This window comes from Flavobacterium hiemivividum (assembly GCF_004349145.1).
Classification (GTDB): Bacteria; Bacteroidota; Bacteroidia; order Flavobacteriales; family Flavobacteriaceae; genus Flavobacterium; species Flavobacterium hiemivividum.
Map to the genome: position 1 here is coordinate 51,587 of NZ_SMFO01000007.1, position 23,701 is coordinate 75,287.

Here is a 23,701-nt window from a genome sequence, read left to right on the forward strand (position 1 = left end):
AGTTTTTTATTTATGGATATTTGGCTTGACCGCTAAAAAAAACTTAAAAACATGAAAAAACTTGCGATGCATTGGAAAATCCTAATTGGAATGATATTAGGATTGCTTTTTGGATTATTGATGAAGAATCTGGAACAGAAAGGGATTGTTGTCGATTGGATTAAACCTTTTGGAACTATTTTTATAAATCTTCTTAAGATGATCGCGGTTCCATTAATTGTGGTTTCATTGATAGTAGGATTAGCGGATCTAAAGGACATTGCAAAGCTCTCAAAACTAGGTGGTAGGACAGTTCTGTTTTACTTAGGCTCAACGGTAGTTGCTGTTAGTATTGGTTTAGGATTAGCTAATTTGATCAAGCCGGGAAGGTATATTAATCAAGAATCCAGAGAAAGTTTACTAAAGAATTTTGCTGTAGATGCTTCTCAAAAAATCGAGATGGCAGAAAGCGCCAAACAAAGCGGTCCACTTCAACCACTTGTTGATATCGTACCAGATAATTTTTTCCAAGCTTTGAGTGATAATGGAAGTATGCTACAGGTTATCCTTTTTGTAATTCTGCTCGGAATTGGACTGATCTTAATCGAGGAGAGTAAAGCCAAGCCTGTTGTTGACTTTTTTAAAGGGTTGAATGATGTAATTATGAAAATAATCGACATTATAATGCTTTTTTCACCATATGGTGTTTTTGCATTGATGGCTTCTTTAATGGTCGAGATCCCTGATTTTAGTACCTTACGAGCTTTGGGTATTTATGGATTGACCGTTGTGTTAGGTCTATTAATCATGACTTTTATCTTTTACCCTACTTTGTTAATGGTTTTTGCAAAAGTAAATCCAATAAAATTTTTCAAGGCGATTGCGCCAGCTCAATTGTTAGCATTTTCGACGAGTTCAAGTGCAGCAACTTTGCCAGTAACGATGGAATGTGTGACTGAACATGTAGGTGTAGACGAAGAAGTTTCGAGTTTTGTACTTCCTCTAGGTGCTACGGTAAATATGGATGGGACCAGCCTTTATCAGGCTGTCGCTGCCATTTTTATTGCTCAAGCAATGCTTCCGAATCCCTTAGATTTAAATACTCAGTTGATGATTGTGGTGACGGCAACCTTAGCCTCTATTGGTTCTGCCGCAGTTCCCAGCGCCGGAATGGTAATGCTAGTTATTGTTTTAGGGCAAGCTGGAATTCCCGAAGCGGGATTAGCTCTAATTTTTGCCATTGATAGACCTTTAGATATGTGTAGAACTGTTGTGAATATAACGAGTGATTCTACAGTTGCTACTATAGTGGCAAAATCAGTAGGAAAGTTGCATCATCCTAAAGATTTTTAGAGAGATTCTCATGTAGATTCTTTTGTAATTGTTATAAAATAAGCCGTTCGGGACATTTATTTAAGATGGTATATCTTGAGTGTAATTGTGCTGAACGGCTTTTTGTTTTTAGTTAAGTTTTGATGTTCATTTTAAACTTGGTTGTTAGATTTGCTTTACAATATTGATTTTTATTATTTCGTGTAATTTCTTACTATTTATTTGATGTAAATGTTGATGCTCAATTATATAAATGTATATTTGATACTCAAAAACAATTTATGCTCCATATACGAATATTTTTATTTTGTTTTTTTTCGTTAAATGTCTTTAGCTATGTTCCTGTAGCTAAAACTCCTGCACCTTCTAGAAAGGCAATTTTACAATTAACGGCCGAGGCTGCTAAAAACTTGAGGCAATCTAAATACGATAAATCCTTATCGACAGCAAGAGTAGCATTGCAGTATGCTATAGATCGAAATGATGATTACCTTATAGCTAAATCATATAATACAATTGCAGCAAATTATGAAGAACTAGCAGAAGTTGATAAAGCAATTTTTTACTACAAGAAAGGACTTTTCCATGCTGATAAAACAGATAATGATACAATCAAGAATTCGTTAAATAATAATTTAGGGAATACGTATTGTTTCGGATTAAACAATATGGACAAAGGATTAAGCTATTATAAAAGATCCTTAAATTACAGTTATAAAATTTCAGATACCAGCGGGGTATATATTACAAAAGTGAATATTACCTGGGCTTATTTTCATAAGGATAAATTTAATGAAGGAAAGCCTTATTTGGATTTTATTAATAAGCATCAAAATGAATATCATGGTAACGGGACATTTCTAGCCGTAAGTATGCTAAATGGGATGTTTTTTACTCATAAATTAGAATTTGATAAGGCGGAATCGTTCTTTTTAAAAGCAATTAAATCTGGAAAGGAAGCTGGTGATAAATCGGATTTACCGTATGTATACGAGGAGTATGCTAAATTATTAAAGAAAAAAGGAGATTTTAAAAAAGCTTATGAAAATTTAGTTTTGTATAATTCGGTCAAAAAAGAACTAGAAGACGCTGACAAATTTAATAGGGCAAATGTAGTAGGTGTTAATATCGAATTAGATGAATATAAAAGAAAGGTCGATGCAATAGAAAGCGAGAAAAACTTACAAGCTATAAGTTTGCAAAAGTCAAGAATTATTGTAGCCTTATTTGTAATTGCGTTAACGGTAGTGCTACTATTGCTTTATAGTGTTTATAAAAATTATAAATTCAAGAAGGAAAAGAATGAAGAGCTTACAATTGCAAATAATGAATTGTTAGCGGCAAAAGAGAAAGCGGAGGAAGCCTCGTATTTAAAATCTCAGTTTGTATCAACGATTAGTCATGAATTGCGAACTCCTTTGTATGGTGTTGTAGGGATAACTAATATGATACTCGATGAGCACAAAGAATTAGCCGACAGTCCACATTTAAGTGCTCTCAAATTCTCGGCGCGCTACTTACTGTCCCTTGTTAATGATGTACTTCAAATCAATAAAATAGAAGAAAATAGAATTATACTCGAAAGCCTAACTTTCAATCTTGCAGATGAAATTAATCTTATAAAGAATTCATTGTTGTTCATTGCTAAAAACCACAATAACCAGATTAATGTATTTATAGATCCTGCGATTCCCGAATATTTAATTGGTGACAAACTACGTTTTTCGCAAATTATAATAAATTTGATAAACAATGCATTGAAGTTTACAAACAATGGAGAAGTAAATATTAAAGCAGATTTAGTTAAAATCGAAAATAAAGCACATTATATTGAATTTAATATTCAGGATAATGGAATAGGAATTGCAGAAGAAGATCAAGGTAAAATATTCGATAAATTTGTACAAATTGGAAGAAAAGAAATCGACTATCAAGGGACCGGATTAGGTTTATCTATCGTGAAGCGTTTATTAGAATTGTTTGGCAGTACGATTTCTTTAAAAAGTAAAATAGAAGAAGGAACCACCTTTACTTTTACAATAGCATTTGATCACGATCCTATAAGAACTGTTGAGCTCATAAATAAGATTCAAGTTGATTTGACTGCAAGTGAAATATTTAATGTTTTAGTGGTAGACGATAACAAAATTAATCAGCTAATAACAAAAAAGATTATTTTAAATAATAATTATAAATGTACTGTAGTTGAATCAGGTATGGCTGCGCTTGCAATTGTAGAAATGGAAAAATTTGATGTGATATTAATGGACATCAATATGCCATTGATGAATGGTTTTGAAACTACTAAAAGATTGCGTCAAAACGGTATAAAAACTCCTGTAATTGCATTAACAGCCTTTGACAAAGAGGAAATAACAGAAGAGGCACTTGCCTCTGGAATGAATGATATTATAATCAAGCCATTTGAGCCTGTTATTTTATTTAAAACGATAAATCAGCTTTTGTATAAAAGTAATGAAGTGGCAGTAGTTTAAATACTAACAGTTGCGCACAAAAAAACACCTTTTTTTCAATGATGGAAAAAGGTGTTTTTTTTAGCTACTCAGTAAAAACTAATTTAGTTAATACCAGCGTTTTTTATTTTGTTTTGAAGCATCTGATTTTCTGGATTTATGTGCACCACCACTTCTATTCGAATTTTTTGGTTTTGTGGAGCCTCCAGGAGCTGTTTCAGGATTTCCTGAATGCCATTGATAAGGATGATCGCTTATTATTTTCACATCCACTTTAATTAATTTTTGGATGTCTTTCCAGTAACCATGTTCATCTTTACTACAAAATGAAATAGCCACTCCACCATTTCCTGCACGGCCCGTTCTTCCTATTCGGTGAACGTAGGTTTCAGGGATATTTGGTAAATCAAAGTTTATAACATAAGGCAGTTGGTCAATATCGATTCCACGTGCTGCAATATCAGTAGCTACGAGAACACCAACTTCTTTATTCTTAAAAGCATCTAAGACGCGTTGTCTTGCATTTTGAGATTTGTCACCATGAATGGCTTCAGCGGCAATTCCGTTTTTATGCAATGCTTTTACTACATTATCTGCGCCATGTTTCGTTCTTGAAAACACTAACACATCAGATAAATCTTGATTCTTAATTAAATGGTATAACAAGTTTCGTTTTTCTGTTTTTTCAACAAAATATACGTGTTGCTCTACATTTTCTGCAGTAGAGGAAACGGGAGATACTGTTACTGTTTCTGGGTTTGTTAAAAACATTTCTGCCAGTTCGCGGATAGCCATTGGCATGGTGGCAGAGAAAAACAAAGTTTGTCTGTTTTTAGGAGTCAGTTTTACAATCTTTTTTACATCGTTTACAAATCCCATATCAAGCATTTGATCAGCCTCATCTAGAATTAATACATGCAAATGATCTAAGTCAATAAAACCTTGTTTGTGTAAATCAAGTAATCTTCCTGGAGTTGCAATTAAAATATCAACACCACTTCTTAAAGCATCAACTTGAGGATTTTGAGAAACACCACCAAAAATAGTCAGTTGTGTTAAATTCGTATACTTTGCATACGTGTCAAAACTTTGACCAATTTGAACTGCTAGTTCACGTGTTGGTGTAACTACTAATGCACGAATTTGTTTTGCTTTTTTTGAAGAGCCTACAATACGGTGTAATTGATGTATAATTGGTATAGCAAAAGCTGCCGTTTTTCCGGTTCCAGTTTGTGCACAACCTATTACATCCTTTCCTGCTAATACTAGCGGAATGGATTGTTCTTGAATGGGAGTAGGGTTTGTATAGCCTTGTTCATATACGGCTCTTTGTATACTTTTTGAAAGTGATAAATCTTCGAATAACATATTTTTGAAATTAAATATCCCGTATTAAGTGCAAGGATAGTTTTGCAAAGATAGTATTATTATTTTTGATGCTTATATAGCCCTAATGCTCTAACGGTTTTGTAGATGGAATAAAAGAGTGTAAGAGGTGGATTATGTTGCCGTATTTTTCGCTTTTATAAAATCAGTCACCAAATATCCAATTAGTTTGCCTATCAAATGATTGTTTTTATCTTCGGCTAAGTCAGGTGCACCTTCACATATATGTATGTAAGCAGCATTTTTATTGCCAGCGAAAAAAGAAATGAATTGTCTAAGTTCTTCTACTGAGAAGCCACTCAAAGTCATAGCGCTACTGGCGATGTTTGGAATAGCATCTAAGTCAATTTCGATTCCAAAACAATCCGTTTTTATAAATTCAAGGGCAGTAATCATTTCTTGGTTAAACTCTTTTTCCTTTCTTATAGCCAGAGTATCGTAGGTATTGTAACGCACTCGATCCTCTGTTTTTTTGATTAGATCTAAAACACTTTTGGAAGTATAATTTTCATGCAATCCAAAAATAAAATATTTTTTAAGAAAACCTTCTTCATAAGCATATGAAAAACCGTTGCCGCTATGTCGTCCTTCTAGAATTCTAAAGTCAGAATGAGCGTCAAAATTAATGGCGTTTACTGGTTTTCCTTTTGCTAAAGCGGTACCTTTAATATTACCATAGGAATTATTGTGGCCTCCGCCAATTATTATCGGTGTTTTGCCGGCCTTGATAATATTAAAAATAATATGAGAAACGTCTTTGTCAATTTTTTCTACTAATTGACTTAGTTTTGAGCGATCATCGATATCGTGGAAGTCTAGATGTTCGACTTCTTTCATTTCTTCACAAACATTAATTTGGCCTAGAACTATAATTTGGCTCCCTTTACAAAAACGATTGTGCTGGATATTAGCTATGTTTTTAATAGCCGTGTCCCATGCTGATGCTGCACCTGGTCTGCCAAAATTAGCTCTTATACCTATGTCTTCTGGAATTCCTACCAGAACATATTTTGCTTCAGCGGTTTGTAAAAATGTAATAGGATCAACTCCTTTAGGGACCGTAATCATTTTTTCTCCAAATTTGATTTCACCACTTCTATGGTTGGTGATTTTGGCTAGGTCGTTCGTTGTAAAAGGCAGAAGCTTTTCCATAAAAAGAAAAATATTTTTCCAAAAATAATATAATTGTGTTAACTTACGTTATGCATTGAATATATATTGTTAAATTTGATAAAATAAAAATTTTAAAAATGGAAAATCAAAAAAGTAGTTCAAGTCTGAAGGCGGTTATTGCTGTATTAGCAGTTTTATTAGTAGGTAGCTTAATTTATATTTTTAAGGTGACTTCTGATGTGAAAACGGTGCAAACAGAGTTGAAAAGTACAATGACTGAAAAAGAATCAGTTATGACGGATTTACAAGAGTTAAAAGCTACCTATGACGCAGCAATTTCGGAGAATACTTCAATGTCTGATGAGTTGATTCAAGAAAGAGACAAAGTGGTAAGTTTAATGGCAGATTTGAGCAAATCTAAAGGAGATGTGTCGTCAATGGCTAAATACAAAAAACAATTTTTTGCGCTTCAAAATAACATGAAAGCTTTAATGGCTGAAAATGAAGGTTTGAAAAAGGAAAATAAAATAGTGACTTCACAACGCGATAGCACTGTGGTAGTTCTTGGAGAGTCTCAAAAATACAATGAAACTTTAGTAGGACAAAATGAAGAATTATCAAAAACGGTTGAAAAAGCTGCAAAACTAACTATTTTGAACACAAGTGGTACAGCTTTTAAAGTAAGAAGTTCAGGAAAACAAATAGTTACTGATAAAGCCAGCAGAGCAGATATGCTTAAAATTAGCTTTACAATTGCTGCAAATCAAATTGCAAAATCGGGAGAAAAAGCATATTATGTTCAAGTTATCGATAGTAAAAACAATGTTTTAGGAGATAAAAAAACAGTCAATTTTGGTGATCAAACTTTGACGTATAGTTTTATAACTAATGTAAATTACGAAAATAAAACAGTTCAGGTTACAGAAAACTTACCAGGTAAAGATTTTCCAAAAGGTGTTTATTATGTAAATGTTTTTGATAATAACGAAAACGTTTCAAAAACTAGTTTTACTTTGAAATAAGATAAAACTTTATTTTTAAAAAAAAAGAGGAGCCTAATAGCTCCTCTTTTTTTATGCAATAACTTTTCCTTCAATAATTACGGTATCTATTAAATTACTACCAAAGGCATAAGGCAATTGATAATAGGAATGAATCGGTTTTGTAATAATTAGATTAGCCTTTTTGCCCGCGGTTATGCTTCCATGAGTGTCCGAAAGCCCCATTGCATAAGCGCCATTGATGGTGGCGGCATTTATAGCTTCCTCAGGAGTCATTTTCATTTTGATGCAGGCTGTTGCCACAACAAAATTCATGTTTCCTGATGGAGTAGAACCCGGGTTATAATCTGTAGCGAGAGCAAGCGGAAGTCCAGCTGCAATCATTTCGCGTGCTGGAGTATAAGGAATACTCAAAAAGTAAGAACAAGAGGGTAAGGCAACTGGCATTGTATCGGTATTTTTTAAAGCTTCGATGTCTGAAGTTGTCATTACTTCAAGATGATCCACAGAAAGCGCATTGTACTTTATGCCTGCTTGAACTCCGCCAATTGAATTAAACTGGTTAACGTGAATTTTTGGCTTTAGGCCAAATTGTATTCCAGCATTCATAATTTGTTCGGTTTCTTCAACTGTAAAGTAACCAGTTTCACAAAAAACATCTACATATTCAGCAAGATTGTCTTTGGATATTTCTGGAAGCATCTTGTTTATTAGAATATCGATATAGCCTTTCCGATCGTCTTTGTAGGCTGCAGGAATAGCATGAGCACCTAAAAATGTTGCTTTTATTGCTAGTGGATAGTTTTTAGCCAGTTGTTTAATTACCCGGAGCATTTTTAATTCGCCTTCTATTGTTAATCCATAACCCGACTTAATTTCGACAGCTCCAGTTCCTAGACGCATGACTTCTTCTAATCGTTCTTTCGACTGCATGTAAATTTCTTCTTCAGTTGCATCGTTTAGCTTTTTAGCCGAATTAAGTATTCCGCCACCGCGATTGGCTATTTCTTCATAGCTAAGTCCATTGATTCGATCCACAAATTCCTGTTCGCGATTGCCAGCATAAACAATGTGAGTATGACTGTCACACCAGGCAGGCAAAATCATTTTTCCTGTTGCATCGATCGTTTGATCTGCGTTTGTTTTTGGTAAATTATCCATAGAGCCAAAATCAGCGATTAAATTGTCTTCTAGAATTAAATACGCATTTTTAACGGTAGGAAGAACGGCCATTGCTGCACCCGAAACTTTGGTTATTCCAGCTTCACGTATTTGGACTAATTCTTTAATGTTTATAATTAATGTTGTCATTTTTGTTTTTTTGTTACTCAGAAATGGCGATTTCAAACAGTTTGTCCCAATTTTTTCCAGTTACAAAAATGGTTTTCGTTTTTGGGTTGTATGCGATTCCGTTTAAAACATCGGTATCCGGTAATTGTGTGATTTTACTTTTCAATTCGACAAGATTAATAATTCCTTCAACAGCACCATTTTTTGGATTTATAATAGCGATTGCATCTTTTTGATAGATGTTTCCGTAGATTTTTCCATCAATCCATTCCAGCTCATTTACGGATTTTATTTTCGATTCGTAAGAATAGACATTAATATAGTCGACTTCTTTCATGGTTTTTGGATCTATTTTCCAAATTTTCTCTGTCCCATCTGATTGGTACAAATAGGATCCGTCATTTGTAAGTCCCCAACCTTCAATGTTTTTGAAATACGGGAATGTTTTTTCTTTTTCGAAAGTATCTGAATTGTAGATATAGCCTTCGTTATTTTGCCAAGTCAGTTGATAAACTTTGTTGTTTAGTATCGTAATTCCCTCGCCAAAATATTGGTCTGCTAATTCAACTTTTTTAAAAGTCTTTCCAGTTTTATAATCTGTTTTTCTTAGGCTTGAAATACCTTTTTTTCCAGTAGGACCGCTTCCGTTTCCAGTTCCTTCGTAAAGAGTGTCGCGATAAAACTCTAAACCTTGGGTGTAAGCCTCAATATCGTGCGGGTAGGTATTTACAATTTTATATTTCAATAATTTTGGCTGTACGCTTGACACTAGCTCTATTCTCGCGGTCGCTTCTGAATTTTGACCTTCATAATATACCAACGCTTTTAGGTTTTGATAGCCTAGTTTTTGGTCTTTTAATTCGAAATTTAATTTTTCAAGTCCTTTTGTAGTTTGCACCTTAATATCGTTTACATAATAGATAGTGCTGTCCACAGTTTTCGATTCTGAGTTCAGAATTTCTAAATTTAGAGCGTCTTCTGGGGTGTATTTAGCTGCAAATTTTGAAGTATCGAAATTAAATATAGTATTTTCTCCTTTTTTTGGATCTCCACAATTAGAAAGTGTCATTGCTAATAAAATGACTGATAGGAAGTTATAATTTTTCATGATTAATTTTTTGAATACACCAATATACAATGTTATTTTAAGGGAGCAAAGCGCTTGCAAAAATATAAAAAGATTGTATATTTGCACCGGCAAGTCCTACACGACCAGCTCCTGCAGACTCCCCCAGGATGGGAACATAGCAAGGGTACGTGGTTGAGCGGTGCGATGTAGGTCGCTTGCCATTTTTTTTTAATCTGTCCCGAAGTATCGGGATATTTCAGATTCTCAAAAATCTTTTATAGAATTTATACAAAAGTAGTCTTCCTTCGGGAGGATTTTTTTATTTTTGGCCCAACCAATAAAAGCACCATGAGTAAAGTAGTTTTGATTACAGGAGGTTCCTCAGGAATAGGGAAGTCAATTGGAGAGTTTTTACATCATAAAGGTTTTGTTGTTTATGGAACGAGTAGAAACCCACAACGTGTTTTAAATTCGGTTTTTCCATTAGTGGCTTTAGATGTACGAAATTCAGAATCGATTCGAGCTGCTGTGGCAAATATTATTGCGAAGTCTGGAAAATTAGATATTGTGATTAATAATGCAGGTGTTGGGATTACTGGACCTTTGGAAGAAATCCCTTCCGAAGAAATTAAAAATAATTTTGATACTAATTTCTTCGGTCCTATAGAAGTAATGAAGGCTGCGTTACCACAAATGCGTGCACAAAAATCAGGCTTAATTATCAATGTTACTTCTATTGCCGGATATATGGGTTTGCCTTATCGTTCCATTTACTCTGCTTCAAAAGGAGCTTTAGAGCTTGTGACGGAAGCATTGCGTATGGAAGTGAAGTCGTTCGGGATTCATATTACTAATGTTGCTCCAGGAGACTTTGCTACTAATATTGCTTCGGGACGTTATCATGCACCAGTTATTACTGGGTCTGCTTATGAGGCTTCTTACGGAGAATCTTTGCGTACCATGGATGAGCATGTCGATGGTGGTAGTAATCCAAACGAGATGGCAGAAGCGGTTTATAAAATCATCCAGACTAAAGAGCCAAAAGTACATTATAAAGTAGGAGCTTTTATGCAGAAGTTTTCTATTGTATTAAAACGAATACTTCCTGATAAAGTTTACGAAAAAATGCTAATGAACCATTATAAATTGTAATTTTGCAGCGAATTTGCGTGAGAGATTGAAGTGAAAATCTTTTTTCTTTTTAGGAAAAGATTGTAGCGAAAAGCTCGACCCGAAGTTGCTAGGAGGAACGACGAAGCGATCTGAAGGGGCACGCCCAAAACACAAACACACAATTAAATAAACATATATTATGAAGTTTTTTATTGACACGGCTAATTTAGCTCAAATTAAGGAAGCGCAAGCATTAGGTGTTTTAGACGGAGTTACTACAAATCCATCCTTGATGGCTAAAGAGGGAATTACTGGAAAAAACAGCATTTTGAAGCATTATGTTGACATTTGTAATCTTGTTGACGGTGATGTAAGTGCGGAAGTAAATGCGGTTGATTATGACGGAATGATTAAAGAAGGTGAAGAATTAGCTGATTTACATGAGCAAATTGTTGTAAAATTGCCAATGACCAAAGAAGGTGTTATGGCGGCTAAATACTTTTCTGATAAAGGTGTTAAAACGAATGTAACTTTAGTATTCTCTGCAGGTCAAGCTTTACTAGCTGCTAAGGCGGGTGCTACTTATGTTTCTCCATTTATCGGTCGTTTAGATGATGTTTCAACTGATGGATTAGCATTGATCGAAGAAATTAGATTGATTTATGATAACTATGGTTACGAAACAGAAATTCTAGCTGCTTCAGTACGTCACACAATGCATATTGTAAACTGTGCTAAAATTGGCGCTGATGTTATGACAGGACCACTTTCTGCAATTTACGGATTGTTGAAACACCCATTAACGGATATCGGTTTAGCGCAATTTGTTGCTGATTTCGAAAAAGGAAACAAGTAAAAGAAAATAGCAATATTCAGTAATCAGCCACAGAATGTCGCTCAATATAAAAAGTCCTATTTGCAACTGTAAATAGGACTTTTTTATGATTACTATTTAATATCAAATTACTTTCTTACAAAAGGAGGTAGCAGTTTAGAAGATACTTCACCAAAACCAAGACGTACTTGTCCGTTCTGACAGAAGCCTTTCATGATCACAGTATCGTTATCATTTATAAACTTACGCTCTGTACCGTCATTTAATTTTATAGGGTTTTTCCCACCCCAAGTCAATTCTAACATCGAACCATAACTATTTGGAGTAGGTCCAGAAATAGTTCCTGATCCCATCATATCGCCAGAATTTACTCGACAACCGTTTGAGGTATGGTGCGTTAATTGTTGGCTCATAGTCCAATACATATATTTGAAATTGGAATTTCCTATAACTGTAGGTTTTTCATTTTCTGGTTGAATTGCAACTTCTAAATGGATGTCAAATGAATGTTTTCCTTTTTGCTGTAAATAAGGTAGCGGACTAGGATCTTGTTTTGGGCTAGCTACTCTAAATGGTTCCAAAGCATCCATAGTTACAATCCAAGGTGATATTGAGGATGCAAAACTCTTAGCTAAGAAGGGGCCAAGGGGTACATATTCCCATTTTTGAATGTCTCTAGCGCTCCAGTCATTTAATAACACCATTCCAAAAATATAATCTTCGGCTTCGTTGATAGGAATCATTTCGCCCATTACATTAGCATCAGTAGTTATAAAAGCAGTTTCTAGTTCGAAATCAATTAAACGACTAGGACCAAAAACGGGTGTGTTTTCGCCCGCAGGTAATGTTTGACCAATGGGTCTGTGAACCGGAATTCCTGAAGGGATAATGGTAGAACTTCTTCCGTGATATCCTACAGGGATGTGAAGCCAGTTTGGTAATAAAGCATTTTCTGGATCGCGGAACATCTTTCCTACATTAGTAGCGTGCTCTTTACTCGAATAGAAGTCTGTATAGTCACCAATAAGAACAGGCAGCTGCATTTCTACTTCGTCCATTTTAAAAATGACGATATCTCTATGTTTGGCGTTGTCTCTTAATTTAGGATTGTTTTTATCAAATATTTCAGCAATACGATTTCTTACTAAGCGCCATGTTTTTTTACCATCTGAGATAAAATCATTTAGCGTGTCTTGCATGAACATATCGTCAGTTAATTCAATACCTTCAAAGTAATTTAATTGCTGTAAGGCGCCCAAATCTATAGCAGAATCGCCAATTCTAGTTCCTACAGTCACCACATACTCTTTAGTTAGGAAAACTCCAAAAGGAATGTTTTGAATTGGAAAATCACTGTTTTCTGGTACTTCTACCCATGATTTTCTTTTGGTATCGTTGGCTGATATTGGCATAATTTGTTAATTGTTTTGTTGAAAATAATACCTCAAATATATTATAATCTAGCAGTTTCACAAACGTTTTTTTGTATTTTTGCTTCAAATTAACTAAAAACAAAGAAATGCAACGCGACAAACAAATTTTCGACCTTATTTTAGAAGAACAAGAAAGACAAATACACGGATTAGAATTAATTGCTTCAGAGAACTTTGTAAGTGACGATGTGATGGAAGCAGCTGGTTCTGTGTTGACTAACAAATATGCAGAAGGATATCCTGGAAAAAGATACTACGGAGGTTGCGAAGTAGTGGATGTCGTAGAGCAAATTGCGATTGATAGAGCTAAAGAATTATTTGGAGCAGAATATGCTAATGTGCAACCACATTCAGGTTCACAAGCAAATACAGCCGTTTTCTTTGCTTGCTTGAAGCCCGGAGATAAGATTCTTGGTTTTGATTTGTCTCACGGTGGACATTTAACACACGGTTCTCCTGTGAATTTCTCAGGACGTTTGTATAGCCCCGTTTTCTATGGTGTAGATGCTGAAACAGGACTTTTAGATTATGATAAAATTCAAGAAATAGCAACAAAGGAGCAACCAAAATTGATCATCGCAGGAGCTTCGGCATATTCTCGTGATATGGATTTTGAACGTTTTAGAGTAATTGCAGACAGTGTAGGAGCAATTTTATTTGCTGATATTTCACATCCTGCCGGATTAATTGCTAAAGGATTGCTGAATGACCCAATTCCTCATTGTCATATTGTTTCGACTACGACACACAAAACATTGCGTGGACCTCGTGGAGGATTAATTATGATGGGGAAAGATTTTCCAAATCCATTTGGTTTAACTACTCCAAAAGGTGAAATCAGAATGATGTCATCTTTATTAGATTTAGCTGTTTTCCCTGGAAATCAAGGCGGACCTTTAATGCATATCATCGCTGCTAAAGCAGTTGCTTTTGGTGAGGCTTTAAAAGATGAATTCTTTACATACGCTTTACAATTGCAGAAAAATGCTAACGCAATGGCAGATGCTTTCGTAAAAAGAGGTTACAATATTATTTCTGGAGGTACAGATAATCACATGATGTTGATCGACTTGAGAAACAAAGGAATTTCTGGTAAAGAAGCTGAAAATGCATTAGTAAAAGCAGAAATCACTGTCAATAAAAATATGGTGCCATTTGATGATAAATCACCGTTTGTAACTTCTGGTATTCGTGTAGGAACTCCTGCTATCACCACTCGTGGATTAGTTGAAGAAGACATGGAAACTATCGTAGAATTAATCGACAGAGTATTGATGAATCATACAAATGATGAAATCATCGAGCAAGTAGCAAATGAAGTGAACGAAATGATGAGCGAAAGAGCTATTTTTGTTTTCTAATAAACTAGTGTTTAAAGTTTTAGGTTTAAAGTTTAAAAGATTGTGTTTACGAAAAGGTATCGCAGGTTTTAAACTTTAAACTTTTTTTTTGAGTTCAAACTTTAAACTTTTATCAACTTTAATACTATTATAATGGGTGTACTAAGATTACAGTTACCAACAGATCCAAGATGGGTCAATATTGTCGAAAAAAATATTGAGGAAATTTTGACAGATCACGCTTGGTGTGAACAAAAGGCAGCTACAAATGCGATTACCATAATTACTAATAATTCAGAACATCAGGATTTGGTAAAGGATCTTTTGGCTTTAGCCAAGGAAGAAATCGATCATTTTGAGCAAGTACATAATATTATTATCAAGCGCGGATTGAAGCTAGGTCGCGAGCGCAAAGACGACTATGTAAATGAGTTGTATTTGTATATGAAAAAGAACGGAAATGGAAGTAGAGTTTCTAGTTTGGTAGAGCGATTGCTTTTTTCGGCAATGATTGAAGCCAGAAGTTGTGAGCGTTTTAAAGTGCTGTCCGAAAATATTCAGGACGAAGAATTAGCCGTTTTTTATAGAGATTTGATGGAAAGTGAAGCAGGACATTATACTACTTTTATTACTTATGCCCGAAAATACGGAACTGGAATTGATGTAGAGAAACGCTGGCGCGAATGGATTGATTTTGAAGCATCGATTATCGAAAATTATGGTAAAAACGAAACTATTCACGGATAAATTATTTATTCTTACAGCTGCTGTGGTTTAATATAAAAGATTATATATCAGTAATATATAAGAATTTACTTCTGTTTCTGTCAGCTATTATGAATTCAGAAGTTTTATTTATTTCATTGATTAACAAAATTAGTATATATTTATATCCGAAAAATGTGAAACAATTATAATTTTTATAAATGAGACTCTATATAAAATGTGATGGAATTGTTGCTTGTAGAGTAATTTTACAAGAACAGTTAGAAAGATTAAATATTAAACATAGACTTTTAGAATTAGGAGAGATTGAAATAAGTAATACTGTTTCGGATTCTGATTTCGCTGAACTTCAAGCGTCTTTGAATAAATATGCTATATATATTGTAAACAATGAAAAAGCCCAACTTATTCAAAGAATAAAAGATACTATTGTAGAAATGATATATGAGCATGATAAACTTCCTGCGATTACCATTTCTCAATATTTATCTGAAAAACTTAATTTAAGTTACGGCTATATAACTAATGTTTTTACCGAAAACACCTACTCCTCTATTGAGAATTTTATTATTATTCAAAAAATAGAAAGGGCGAAGAAATTAATACTAGAAGATCAATTAACTTTAACAGAGGTTTCGTATAAATTGAATTACAGTAGTGTAGCTTATTTATCAAGTCAGTTTAAAAAAGTTACTGGATTAACACCTTCAGCGTTTAAGAGAATTGTCGATAAGAGACGAAGTTTATCAAGCAAATAGCCGACGCCTAATTTTTAGAAATTTAAAAATAAATAATACCAGTAAATATGATTTCACATAATGATTCTATGCATATTTTAATCGCAGATGACGATGAAGATGACCGCACTTTTTTTAGTGAAGCAATGATGGAACTTAAAATGAATAATAAGTTGACATTGTTTAACGACGGTAAAGATTTAATGGATTATTTATCATGCCCTGATATTGTAATGCCGCATATATTGTTTTTAGATTTAAATATGCCTTATATGTCAGGATTCGAATGTCTCAAAGAGATTAGAGCCGATGATAGATTTAAAGATGTTTCGATTGCAATCTACTCAACCTCTTCGTCTGAAAAAGACATTGAAGATACATTTGTGGAAGGTGCTAATATTTATATTAAGAAACCAAATGATTTCAGTAATTTAAAAAAAGTGATTAAAGAAGTTGTTAATATTAACTGGCAGTTCCATTCTTCGGGACTAAATAAAGAAACTTTTTTCTTTAGTATCTAAAGTAATAACTGCTTATGAAGTTATTGAAACTATATAAAAGTCCTGAGATATTTAAAATTGCTTTAATCATAGCAATTGTAGTGGTGGGTTATATTGCTTCGGTTTTTTACGGTCAGATGAAAAATCTTGATTCTTCAGTGGAGTTAATTACAAATTCTACGAAAACCCAATTAGAATTAGAGAAGATACTTTCGATTATTACAATGTATGAAAGTAATCTAAGAGGATATTACATTACTAAAGACGAGGCATATCTCAAAGATAGGTTTTTGCGACGCGGTGAAATTGATGAAAATATTAAAAAGATTAAAATTTTAGTAGCCAATAATCCAAGTTTAATCGAGGATGTTGATTTGTTAAATACCTTAGTAGATCGTCGATTTAATTTATTTAGAGAGACTTTGTTAATGGCCAAAAGTAATAAAGCTGACACTGCTACATTTAATGCTAAGATTAAGCAGAGCAGCGAATTTACAATGGCCATGAAAGATTTTGTATATAAAACTATAAATACGGAAGGCGCTAAAATAAAAGCTCATAATCTTAATCATCAATTTGATTTAAGAGACTCTATTATTAGTGCTTTTTTATTGGTTTTACTTTCTCTATTAATCTTACTTCTATCATTTAATAAAATTAATGTAGATGTTATCGAGCTGAAGAAAACGAATGATGAGTTGCAATTTTTATACTTATCATTTAATAAAGCTGAAAAAATAGCAGGGTTTGGGCATTGGAAAGTAAATACAGTAACAGGTGTATATACATTCTCAGATAATTTTTATCGCCTTTTTGGAGTAGAGCCTAATGCTTTTGAGCCTACATTTGATAATGTTGCGAAATTCATTCATCCAGATGATTTAGATTATGTAATCAAATCGCATAAAGGTTCATTAATCTCACACGATTCGACAGTAATTACGTATCGTATAATATTAGACAACGGAGAAACGAGATACATCGACTCTGTAGGAAGTTTTACGCAAAACAGTAAAGGAGAAGTGGTTAAGACTGGAGTGAGTCACGACTTGACAGAAGTATATAAAAAAACACTGAAATTAGAAGAGAACAATTTTGAATTGAAAAGTATTAATGAAGAGTTAGAGTCTTTCAACAATATTGTAAGTCATGATTTGCAAGAACCGTTGCGTAAAATTCAAATGTTTATATCTAGAATAGTAGATACTAATAATGAAACTATTTCAGAGCAAGGAAAAATATATTTATCCAAGATTCGTATTTCGGCTAATAAAATGCAGTCCTTACTTATTGACTTAGTTGACTATTCTCGAGCGATAAAAGGAGATAAAGAGGTGAAACAAATCATTAACTTAAATGATGTTGTAAATCAAGTGCTTGAAGATCTATCTTCTAATATAGAAGAGGAAAAAGCAGTAATAACAGCAGGGGTTTTACCAGAAATTAATGGAGTCTCTTTTCAAATAGAACAACTTTTGGTTAATTTGATAGTTAATGCTTTGAAATACAGTAAAGATGATATTCCTCCCGAAATAAGTATTAATAGGGAAGACATTGGTCCAGATGAAGTTTTTGAAGGTAAACTAATTTTGGACCATGACTATTATAAAATCGTAATTAAGGATAACGGAATTGGATTTAAACAAGAATATGCTGAAAAAATATTTGTATTGTTTCAGCGTTTAGAAACAGATTCTAAATATAGTGGAACAGGTGTAGGTTTAGCTATTTGTAAAAAAATAGTTGATAGCCATAAAGGTTATATTAAGGCTCAATCTGAACCTAATATTGGTACTACATTTTCTATTTTTTTACCAAAAGTGGTTTAGTTCATTTGGGTATTGGTTCTAATTATTCTAGAGCCGCCTAGTTATAAAAAACACAAAGAAAATTACTATTACTACTCCAGAGAATAACTAGTTCAGCTTACTAGATTTTAACGGCTTAAATTCATTTAAATGATTACTATTACCGAAGCTACTGCTGACGATTTTGGGACAATTCAGGATATCGCCTATAAAACGTGGCCTGTTGTTTATGGAGAAATACTTTCTACTGCTCAATTACAGTATATGTTAGAGGCGTTTTATTCGGTTGAAACCTTAAGGGATAATACAGTTAATAAAGGCCATCATTTTATTTTGGGTAGTGAGGGAGATCTTTGTCTAGGTTTTGCCTCGTTTCAACATCATTATTTGGGCCAAAAAGTGACGCGTTTGCATAAAATATATTTGCTTCCAGAGGCGCAGGGAAAAGGTGCAGGCAAGCTTCTAGTTGATGCTGTTGCAAATTATGCGAAATTGAATGGTTCAACCGTTATTTCGTTAAACGTAAACCGGTTTAATAGTGCATTAAGCTTTTATGAAAAACTAGGCTTCGAAATCGTCGGTGAAGAAGATATTGTTTTAGAGCATGGTTATTTAATGGAAGATTATATGATGGAAAAGCAGTTGCGCTAGTCAAATTACTAAAATTGCAGATAAGTTTTGATTTTTCTCCGCTAGAGAATAGAAATAAAAAAACCGTAATAACTTAAAAAAAAATAAGTTTATTACGGTTTTTTTGTGGAGTCGCCGGGAATCGAACCCGGGTCCAAACAAGCAACTAAAAAGCTTTCTACACGTTTATTTCCTGATTGAATTTTCGACCTTGTGTTTGACCAGAAACAGTCGCACAAGACTTATCTTCTTTATTTCGAAGTCCACCCGAAGCTTATGGAAATCTAGGTTTAAATTTACGATTCACCTTTATCGACCGCTATAAACCAAAGCTTTCGAGGTAAATCCTGCTTTCCTATCTGATAGGAACTAGGCTAATCTTACTATGATTCAGATTATGCAGCAAGAGCGTAGTTTCCTTCGCCGTGTAAGTGTTTTGGAACCTTTTATTAACGAGAATTGTCCCAGTTCTCCACGTGCTTACATTTCAATTCGACTTGCTGTCAAAACCAGTCGACCCCTTTTTTATTCTAACTCAAATAATTTATTTGAGTGTGCAAATGTATTCTATTTTAACTGAAATCTGCCATTTGAATTCAAAATATTAGTATTCAAATATCATTCCTCTTTTTCATCATCGCTTAACTTGAAGGGATAATCGCCAAATAGTGCTGCCAGATTCTTAACTTTATAAACTTTCTTGTCATATTTATTCGATAATGAGATAATAGTGACACTTTCATCTGGCAGTGTGATGAAGGCGGCTGTATTTCCATGCCACCATCCATTGTGAAAATAGAAGTTTTTTCCTGTTGGCCAATTTATCATTCGGATTCCCAAACCGTAATTTTTAGTGCCTTTGTACTCATTACTATAAGGAACATTGGCCTCCTTTAATAGTTTTGAATCCAAGAAAGCCGAAGAATTTCTTCCCATATCAAATTTTAATAAATCTCGTGGTGTAGAATAAATATTTTTATCACCGTAAACCGCATCTAAGTAATCCAAATTCACTTTAGCGAAATTTCTTTTGTAAGAGGGTGTGGCTGTTAATTTGTCTTTTTCATATTCGAAAACAAAGGTATTTGTCATTCCTAATGGTTTAAATACCATTTTGGTCATCGCATCTTTGTAGGTTAAGCCAGTTACTTTTTCGATAATTAAGGCTAACATGGCATAGTTTGTATTGCAATAACTAAATCTAGAATCAGTTCTAAATTCAAGATCAATACCCTTTGTGGCCATAATTGTCAAAATGTCCTGATTAGTTAAGATTTTGTGTCGGTCCCAAATCCCTTTTTTTTCTGTAAAATAAGCATAGTTGCGCAGTCCTGTTCTATGGTTTAATAAAGTTCTTACCGTTACATCAGGGTAAGGAAATTCTTTTAAAATTGTGTTGACTTTTTGGTCTAATTCTAATTTATTTTCGCTGATTAATTTCAGTACGACAGTAGCAGTGATAATTTTACTTACTGAAGCAACATGAAGAGGCGTCGTGCTAGTCATTTCGGACTTTTCTTTATAGTTGGCCAAACCTTCGTATTTTTCGAAAATAATCTGACCGTTTTTTGCCACAAGAAAACCTCCATTAGCAGTTTTATTTGGCCAGTTTTTATTGTAAAAATGTTCGATAGATTTGCTTTTAGAAGCGATGTAGGCCGATGTAAGTTCAGGACCTTGTTTTATCTGGAGAATTGTATCATTTTTTGCCTTTTCCGAAGTTTCTTTATCTGATGAATTCTTTTGTTTACAAGAACTCAAAACCAATAATAGCAGGAGTATTTGTAGTATATTTGCCTTTTTTATAAAAATCATTTCTTTGTAGTGCTAGAAAAACAAATATATAGAATCAATCTGTTTTGTTTATGTTTTTTCCAAAACTTAACAGTATTTTATTAAGTTTCGAGCTGATATTTCTATTATTTTGGGCTTCAGTAAGTAATGTGTTATTCTTTGATTTTTTTTTATAAAATAAAACTATAATAATATTAATTTGTTATATTTGAAACAAATAGGATTGATAAAGTTATATTAATTCAAAATAAAACCGTTAGAAAGATATGAAGTTCGGAATTTTAAAAGAGAGAAAGAATCCACCAGATAGAAGAGTTGTTTTTTCACCTGAAGCACTAGTGCAATTGAAGGAACTTTACCCAGAAGCTATAGTTAAAGTAGAAAGTTCTGATATTCGAATTTTTACTGATGAACAATATAAAGAGTTGGGGATTGAAATTTCAAATGATATAAGTGATTGTGATGTTTTATTTGGAGTGAAAGAAGTTCCTATTGATTCGTTAATTCCAGATAAGTCTTATTTCTTTTTTTCACATACCTTAAAAAAGCAACCTTATAATAGACATTTACTACTAGCTATTCTTGAAAAAAATATCGATTTATATGATCATGAAACGATAGTCGACGCTAATAACCGCAGATTAATTGGTTTTGGACGATATGCAGGAATTGTTGGGGCTTATAATACGATTCGTGCTTTCGGAATAAAGTTTGGGTTGTTCAAGTTAGCTAAAGCAGAAACATTATCAGGAAAAGAGGAGTTGATCAGTCACTTAAAACGATTGGTTTTGCCGCCATTAAAGTTTGTTATTACAGGATCAGGTAAAGTAGGAGGTGGTATCAAGGAAATTCTAGATGCCATGAAAATCAAAGAAGTTTCTGTTGATAATTATTTAACTAAAAACTATGCTCAGCCAGTATACACACAGATTGATGTATTAGATTATAATAAAAGAATTGATGGAAAAGTCCTGGATTGTATGGATTTCTATCAAAACCCAATGGAGTATGTTGGGGATTTCGAACGATTTACAAAGGTATCGGATATCGTTATTACTGGACATTTTCATGGAAACGATGCGCCGGATATTCTTAGCCGAGGAATGTTGCAATCTAAAGATTGTAAAATAAAAGTAATAGGTGACGTTTCATGTGACATTAATGGTCCCATTGCAAGTACGCTTAGATCATCGACAATCGCAGAGCCATTTTATGGTTATTTAGCATCTGAACATAAAGAAGTAGATGTATTTCATCCAGCCTCGATTGTTGTGATGGCGGTTGATAATCTTCCTTGCGAATTACCAAAAGATGCTAGTGAAGGTTTTGGCGCCATGTTTATGGAGTACGTTATTCCTGCGTTTTTTAATGATGATAAAGATGGAATTTTGGCTAGAGCCAAAATGACCGAAAAAGGAAAATTGACACCAAGATTCAGTTATTTACAAGATTTTGTAGACGGCAAATAAATAAAGAATGTTGGATTGTTAGTTAAAAAACTTCTAAGAAATAGCTATTAAATTGAAAAACCCTGCAATGTAAAACGTTGCAGGGTTTTTAATTTATATATTTTAAGCTCGATTATTTAAGGCTTCCGACCATATCTTCTGGTTTTACCCATTCGTCAAAGTCTTCTGGCGTGACATAACCTAAACGAACCGCTTCTTCTTTTAGCGTTGTTCCGTTTTTGTGTGCTGTTTGAGCAATTTCAGCTGATTTGTAGTAGCCAATTTTAGTGTTTAAAGCGGTAACTAACATCAATGAATTGTCTACTAGTTCTTTAATGCGTTTGTAGTTAGGTTCGATACCTTGAGCACAGTGCTCGTCAAACGACATACAAGCATCACCTAATAAACGTGCCGACTGTAAAAAGTTTGCAGCCATTACGGGTTTGAAAACGTTCAACTCGTAGTGTCCTTGCATTCCGCCTACTGTGATTGCAACATCGTTACCCATTACTTGAGCACATACCATTGTTATCGCTTCGCATTGCGTAGGATTTACTTTTCCTGGCATGATAGAAGAACCTGGCTCATTTTCTGGGATGATTAACTCACCAATTCCTGAACGTGGTCCTGAAGCTAGCATACGGATATCATTTGCAATTTTGTTTAATGAAACGGCTAATTGCTTTAAGGCGCCATGCGATTCTACAATAGCATCGTGAGCAGCAAGTGCTTCAAATTTATTTTCGGCAGTTACGAAAGGATGTCCTGTGAATTCAGCAATGTATTTTGCCACTAGTACATCATAACCAGCGGGCGTATTTAAACCAGTTCCTACTGCAGTTCCACCTAATGCAACTTCAGATAAATGTGCTAGGGTGTTTTTTACTGCTTTTAAACCATAGTTCAATTGTGCTACATAACCTGAAAGCTCTTGACCAACAGTTAGTGGTGTAGCATCCATAAGATGGGTACGTCCTATTTTTACAACGTTTTTGAATTCGGTTGCTTTTGCATGTAATGTGTCTCTTAATTTTTCAACACCTGGAATCGTAACTTCTACTACTGCTTTGTAAGCGGCAATGTGCATTCCTGTTGGGAAAGTATCGTTAGATGATTGTGACTTGTTGACATCATCATTTGCTTTTATGAACTGTTCGCCTTCGCCAATTTCAAATCCTTTTAGAACTTGAGCACGGTTTGCAACTACTTCATTTACGTTCATGTTACTTTGTGTACCGGAACCAGTTTGCCAAATTACAAGTGGAAATTGATCGTCTAATTTACCAGCTAGGATTTCGTCACAAACAGCTGCTATTGCATCACGTTTCTCAGTAGCTAAAACACCTAAATCGCAGTTAGCATAAGCAGCGGCTTTTTTTAGATAAGCAAAACCTTCAATAATCTCTTTTGGCATAGAAGCCGAAGAACCTATTTTAAAATTGTTTCTAGAACGTTCTGTTTGTGCTCCCCAATAATTGTCAGCGGGAACTTGCACTTCACCCATGGTGTCTTTTTCTATTCTGAATTTCATTTTATTGTTGATTTGTATGTGTTATTTTAATAATTGACTTGTTGTATCATATCTGGTTCTCTAGCCCCGATAGTAGTGAAAATCCTTATATGCCAGGGTTTGGGATATAAGATTGCAATGGATAGCGGGAATAGCTCCTAAATTGAGCTCAAAAATACGGAT

At 34.0% G+C, this 23,701-nt stretch carries 19 protein-coding genes and 2 other RNA genes; 13 read left to right on the plus strand and 8 right to left on the minus strand.

Features of this window, described 5'->3' with window-relative positions; all coding sequences use genetic code 11:
• Positions 1 to 51: 51 nt before the first annotated feature.
• Positions 52 to 1,332, plus strand: a complete 1,281-nt coding sequence (locus tag E0F98_RS10485) for a dicarboxylate/amino acid:cation symporter (RefSeq protein WP_132111193.1) — start codon at positions 52 to 54, stop codon at positions 1,330 to 1,332.
• A 260-nt stretch (positions 1,333 to 1,592) separates the two neighbouring features.
• The gene (locus tag E0F98_RS10490) at positions 1,593 to 3,806 is read left to right on the plus strand and encodes a response regulator (RefSeq protein WP_132111195.1); all 2,214 of its coding nucleotides are present in this window, start codon (positions 1,593 to 1,595) and stop codon (positions 3,804 to 3,806) included.
• A gap of 87 nt (positions 3,807 to 3,893) precedes the next feature.
• Here the strand turns inward: E0F98_RS10490 and E0F98_RS10495 are convergent, their stop codons facing one another.
• Positions 3,894 to 5,153: a DEAD/DEAH box helicase gene (locus E0F98_RS10495; RefSeq protein WP_132111197.1), complete on the minus strand. Its 1,260-nt coding sequence runs from the start codon at positions 5,151 to 5,153 to the stop codon at positions 3,894 to 3,896.
• 132 nt (positions 5,154 to 5,285) lie between these two features.
• On the minus strand, positions 5,286 to 6,323 hold the full coding sequence (locus tag E0F98_RS10500) for a formimidoylglutamase (protein ID WP_132111199.1): 1,038 nt from the start codon (positions 6,321 to 6,323) through the stop codon (positions 5,286 to 5,288).
• 98 nt (positions 6,324 to 6,421) lie between these two features.
• Between E0F98_RS10500 and E0F98_RS10505 the strand changes: the two genes are divergently transcribed.
• Complete coding sequence (locus E0F98_RS10505) at positions 6,422 to 7,306, plus strand: hypothetical protein (protein WP_132111201.1); 885 nt, start codon at positions 6,422 to 6,424, stop codon at positions 7,304 to 7,306.
• Between the two features lie 51 nt (positions 7,307 to 7,357).
• Here E0F98_RS10505 and hutI read toward each other — a convergent pair whose 3' ends face one another.
• Together hutI and E0F98_RS10515 are read right to left on the minus strand one after the other, a co-directional pair.
• On the minus strand, positions 7,358 to 8,596 hold the full coding sequence (gene hutI, locus E0F98_RS10510) for an imidazolonepropionase (RefSeq protein WP_132111203.1): 1,239 nt from the start codon (positions 8,594 to 8,596) through the stop codon (positions 7,358 to 7,360).
• Between the two features lie 13 nt (positions 8,597 to 8,609).
• The gene (locus E0F98_RS10515; protein WP_132111205.1) at positions 8,610 to 9,683 is read right to left on the minus strand and encodes a glutaminyl-peptide cyclotransferase; all 1,074 of its coding nucleotides are present in this window, start codon (positions 9,681 to 9,683) and stop codon (positions 8,610 to 8,612) included.
• 87 nt (positions 9,684 to 9,770) lie between these two features.
• Between E0F98_RS10515 and ffs the strand changes: the two genes are divergently transcribed.
• The 3 genes from ffs to fsa all read left to right on the plus strand — a co-directional run bounded on the left by ffs (position 9,771) and on the right by fsa (position 11,613).
• Positions 9,771 to 9,868, plus strand: an RNA gene (gene ffs / locus E0F98_RS10520) — signal recognition particle sRNA small type.
• A 124-nt stretch (positions 9,869 to 9,992) separates the two neighbouring features.
• The gene (locus E0F98_RS10525; RefSeq protein ID WP_132111207.1) at positions 9,993 to 10,796 is read left to right on the plus strand and encodes an SDR family oxidoreductase; all 804 of its coding nucleotides are present in this window, start codon (positions 9,993 to 9,995) and stop codon (positions 10,794 to 10,796) included.
• A 160-nt stretch (positions 10,797 to 10,956) separates the two neighbouring features.
• The gene (fsa, locus tag E0F98_RS10530) at positions 10,957 to 11,613 is read left to right on the plus strand and encodes a fructose-6-phosphate aldolase (protein ID WP_132111209.1); all 657 of its coding nucleotides are present in this window, start codon (positions 10,957 to 10,959) and stop codon (positions 11,611 to 11,613) included.
• Between the two features lie 107 nt (positions 11,614 to 11,720).
• On the opposite strand, the gene fahA is transcribed toward fsa, so the two are convergent.
• A complete protein-coding gene (fahA, locus tag E0F98_RS10535; protein WP_132111211.1) occupies positions 11,721 to 13,004 on the minus strand; it encodes a fumarylacetoacetase in 1,284 nt (427 codons plus the stop codon).
• Between the two features lie 107 nt (positions 13,005 to 13,111).
• On the opposite strand from fahA, the gene glyA reads away from it, so the two are divergent.
• The 6 genes from glyA (at position 13,112) to E0F98_RS10565 (ending at position 18,787) form a co-directional block, all read left to right on the plus strand.
• Positions 13,112 to 14,386, plus strand: coding sequence for a serine hydroxymethyltransferase (gene glyA / locus E0F98_RS10540; protein WP_132111213.1), 1,275 nt, complete (start codon positions 13,112 to 13,114; stop codon positions 14,384 to 14,386).
• Positions 14,387 to 14,518: 132 nt separating this feature from the next.
• On the plus strand, positions 14,519 to 15,112 hold the full coding sequence (gene miaE, locus E0F98_RS10545) for a tRNA-(ms[2]io[6]A)-hydroxylase (protein WP_074722355.1): 594 nt from the start codon (positions 14,519 to 14,521) through the stop codon (positions 15,110 to 15,112).
• A 179-nt stretch (positions 15,113 to 15,291) separates the two neighbouring features.
• Positions 15,292 to 15,849 carry a helix-turn-helix domain-containing protein gene (locus E0F98_RS10550; RefSeq protein WP_132111215.1) on the plus strand — a complete coding sequence of 186 codons (558 nt, stop codon included), beginning with the start codon at positions 15,292 to 15,294 and terminating at the stop codon, positions 15,847 to 15,849.
• A 47-nt stretch (positions 15,850 to 15,896) separates the two neighbouring features.
• A complete protein-coding gene (locus E0F98_RS10555) occupies positions 15,897 to 16,349 on the plus strand; it encodes a response regulator (protein WP_243699232.1) in 453 nt (150 codons plus the stop codon).
• Between the two features lie 14 nt (positions 16,350 to 16,363).
• The gene (locus E0F98_RS10560) at positions 16,364 to 18,157 is read left to right on the plus strand and encodes an ATP-binding protein (RefSeq protein ID WP_132111217.1); all 1,794 of its coding nucleotides are present in this window, start codon (positions 16,364 to 16,366) and stop codon (positions 18,155 to 18,157) included.
• A gap of 129 nt (positions 18,158 to 18,286) precedes the next feature.
• On the plus strand, positions 18,287 to 18,787 hold the full coding sequence (locus tag E0F98_RS10565; RefSeq protein WP_132111219.1) for a GNAT family N-acetyltransferase: 501 nt from the start codon (positions 18,287 to 18,289) through the stop codon (positions 18,785 to 18,787).
• 103 nt (positions 18,788 to 18,890) lie between these two features.
• Here the strand turns inward: E0F98_RS10565 and ssrA are convergent.
• Positions 18,891 to 19,287: a transfer-messenger RNA gene (ssrA, locus tag E0F98_RS10570) on the minus strand.
• 97 nt (positions 19,288 to 19,384) lie between these two features.
• Positions 19,385 to 20,581, minus strand: a complete 1,197-nt coding sequence (locus E0F98_RS10575; RefSeq protein ID WP_132111221.1) for a serine hydrolase domain-containing protein — start codon at positions 20,579 to 20,581, stop codon at positions 19,385 to 19,387.
• 245 nt (positions 20,582 to 20,826) lie between these two features.
• Between E0F98_RS10575 and E0F98_RS10580 the strand changes: the two genes are divergently transcribed.
• On the plus strand, positions 20,827 to 22,029 hold the full coding sequence (locus tag E0F98_RS10580) for an NAD(P)-dependent oxidoreductase (protein WP_132111223.1): 1,203 nt from the start codon (positions 20,827 to 20,829) through the stop codon (positions 22,027 to 22,029).
• Between the two features lie 112 nt (positions 22,030 to 22,141).
• Here the strand turns inward: E0F98_RS10580 and fumC are convergent, their stop codons facing one another.
• Positions 22,142 to 23,539 carry a class II fumarate hydratase gene (fumC, locus tag E0F98_RS10585; RefSeq protein WP_132111225.1) on the minus strand — a complete coding sequence of 466 codons (1,398 nt, stop codon included), beginning with the start codon at positions 23,537 to 23,539 and terminating at the stop codon, positions 22,142 to 22,144.
• Positions 23,540 to 23,701: the final 162 nt, after the last annotated feature.

Excerpts from the sequence above, each read along its gene's own strand:
- E0F98_RS10485 (WP_132111193.1), top strand. The coding sequence starts at position 52 with ATGAAAAAACTTGCGATGCATTGGAAAATCCTAATTGGAATGATATTA.
- E0F98_RS10490 (WP_132111195.1), top strand. The coding sequence starts at position 1,593 with ATGCTCCATATACGAATATTTTTATTTTGTTTTTTTTCGTTAAATGTC.
- E0F98_RS10495 (WP_132111197.1), bottom strand. The coding sequence starts at position 5,153 with ATGTTATTCGAAGATTTATCACTTTCAAAAAGTATACAAAGAGCCGTA.
- E0F98_RS10500 (WP_132111199.1), bottom strand. The coding sequence starts at position 6,323 with ATGGAAAAGCTTCTGCCTTTTACAACGAACGACCTAGCCAAAATCACC.
- E0F98_RS10505 (WP_132111201.1), top strand. The coding sequence starts at position 6,422 with ATGGAAAATCAAAAAAGTAGTTCAAGTCTGAAGGCGGTTATTGCTGTA.
- hutI (WP_132111203.1), bottom strand. The coding sequence starts at position 8,596 with ATGACAACATTAATTATAAACATTAAAGAATTAGTCCAAATACGTGAA.
- E0F98_RS10515 (WP_132111205.1), bottom strand. The coding sequence starts at position 9,683 with ATGAAAAATTATAACTTCCTATCAGTCATTTTATTAGCAATGACACTT.
- E0F98_RS10525 (WP_132111207.1), top strand. The coding sequence starts at position 9,993 with ATGAGTAAAGTAGTTTTGATTACAGGAGGTTCCTCAGGAATAGGGAAG.
- fsa (WP_132111209.1), top strand. The coding sequence starts at position 10,957 with ATGAAGTTTTTTATTGACACGGCTAATTTAGCTCAAATTAAGGAAGCG.
- fahA (WP_132111211.1), bottom strand. The coding sequence starts at position 13,004 with ATGCCAATATCAGCCAACGATACCAAAAGAAAATCATGGGTAGAAGTA.
- glyA (WP_132111213.1), top strand. The coding sequence starts at position 13,112 with ATGCAACGCGACAAACAAATTTTCGACCTTATTTTAGAAGAACAAGAA.
- miaE (WP_074722355.1), top strand. The coding sequence starts at position 14,519 with ATGGGTGTACTAAGATTACAGTTACCAACAGATCCAAGATGGGTCAAT.
- E0F98_RS10550 (WP_132111215.1), top strand. The coding sequence starts at position 15,292 with ATGAGACTCTATATAAAATGTGATGGAATTGTTGCTTGTAGAGTAATT.
- E0F98_RS10555 (WP_243699232.1), top strand. The coding sequence starts at position 15,897 with ATGATTTCACATAATGATTCTATGCATATTTTAATCGCAGATGACGAT.
- E0F98_RS10560 (WP_132111217.1), top strand. The coding sequence starts at position 16,364 with ATGAAGTTATTGAAACTATATAAAAGTCCTGAGATATTTAAAATTGCT.
- E0F98_RS10565 (WP_132111219.1), top strand. The coding sequence starts at position 18,287 with ATGATTACTATTACCGAAGCTACTGCTGACGATTTTGGGACAATTCAG.
- E0F98_RS10575 (WP_132111221.1), bottom strand. The coding sequence starts at position 20,581 with ATGATTTTTATAAAAAAGGCAAATATACTACAAATACTCCTGCTATTA.
- E0F98_RS10580 (WP_132111223.1), top strand. The coding sequence starts at position 20,827 with ATGAAGTTCGGAATTTTAAAAGAGAGAAAGAATCCACCAGATAGAAGA.
- fumC (WP_132111225.1), bottom strand. The coding sequence starts at position 23,539 with ATGAAATTCAGAATAGAAAAAGACACCATGGGTGAAGTGCAAGTTCCC.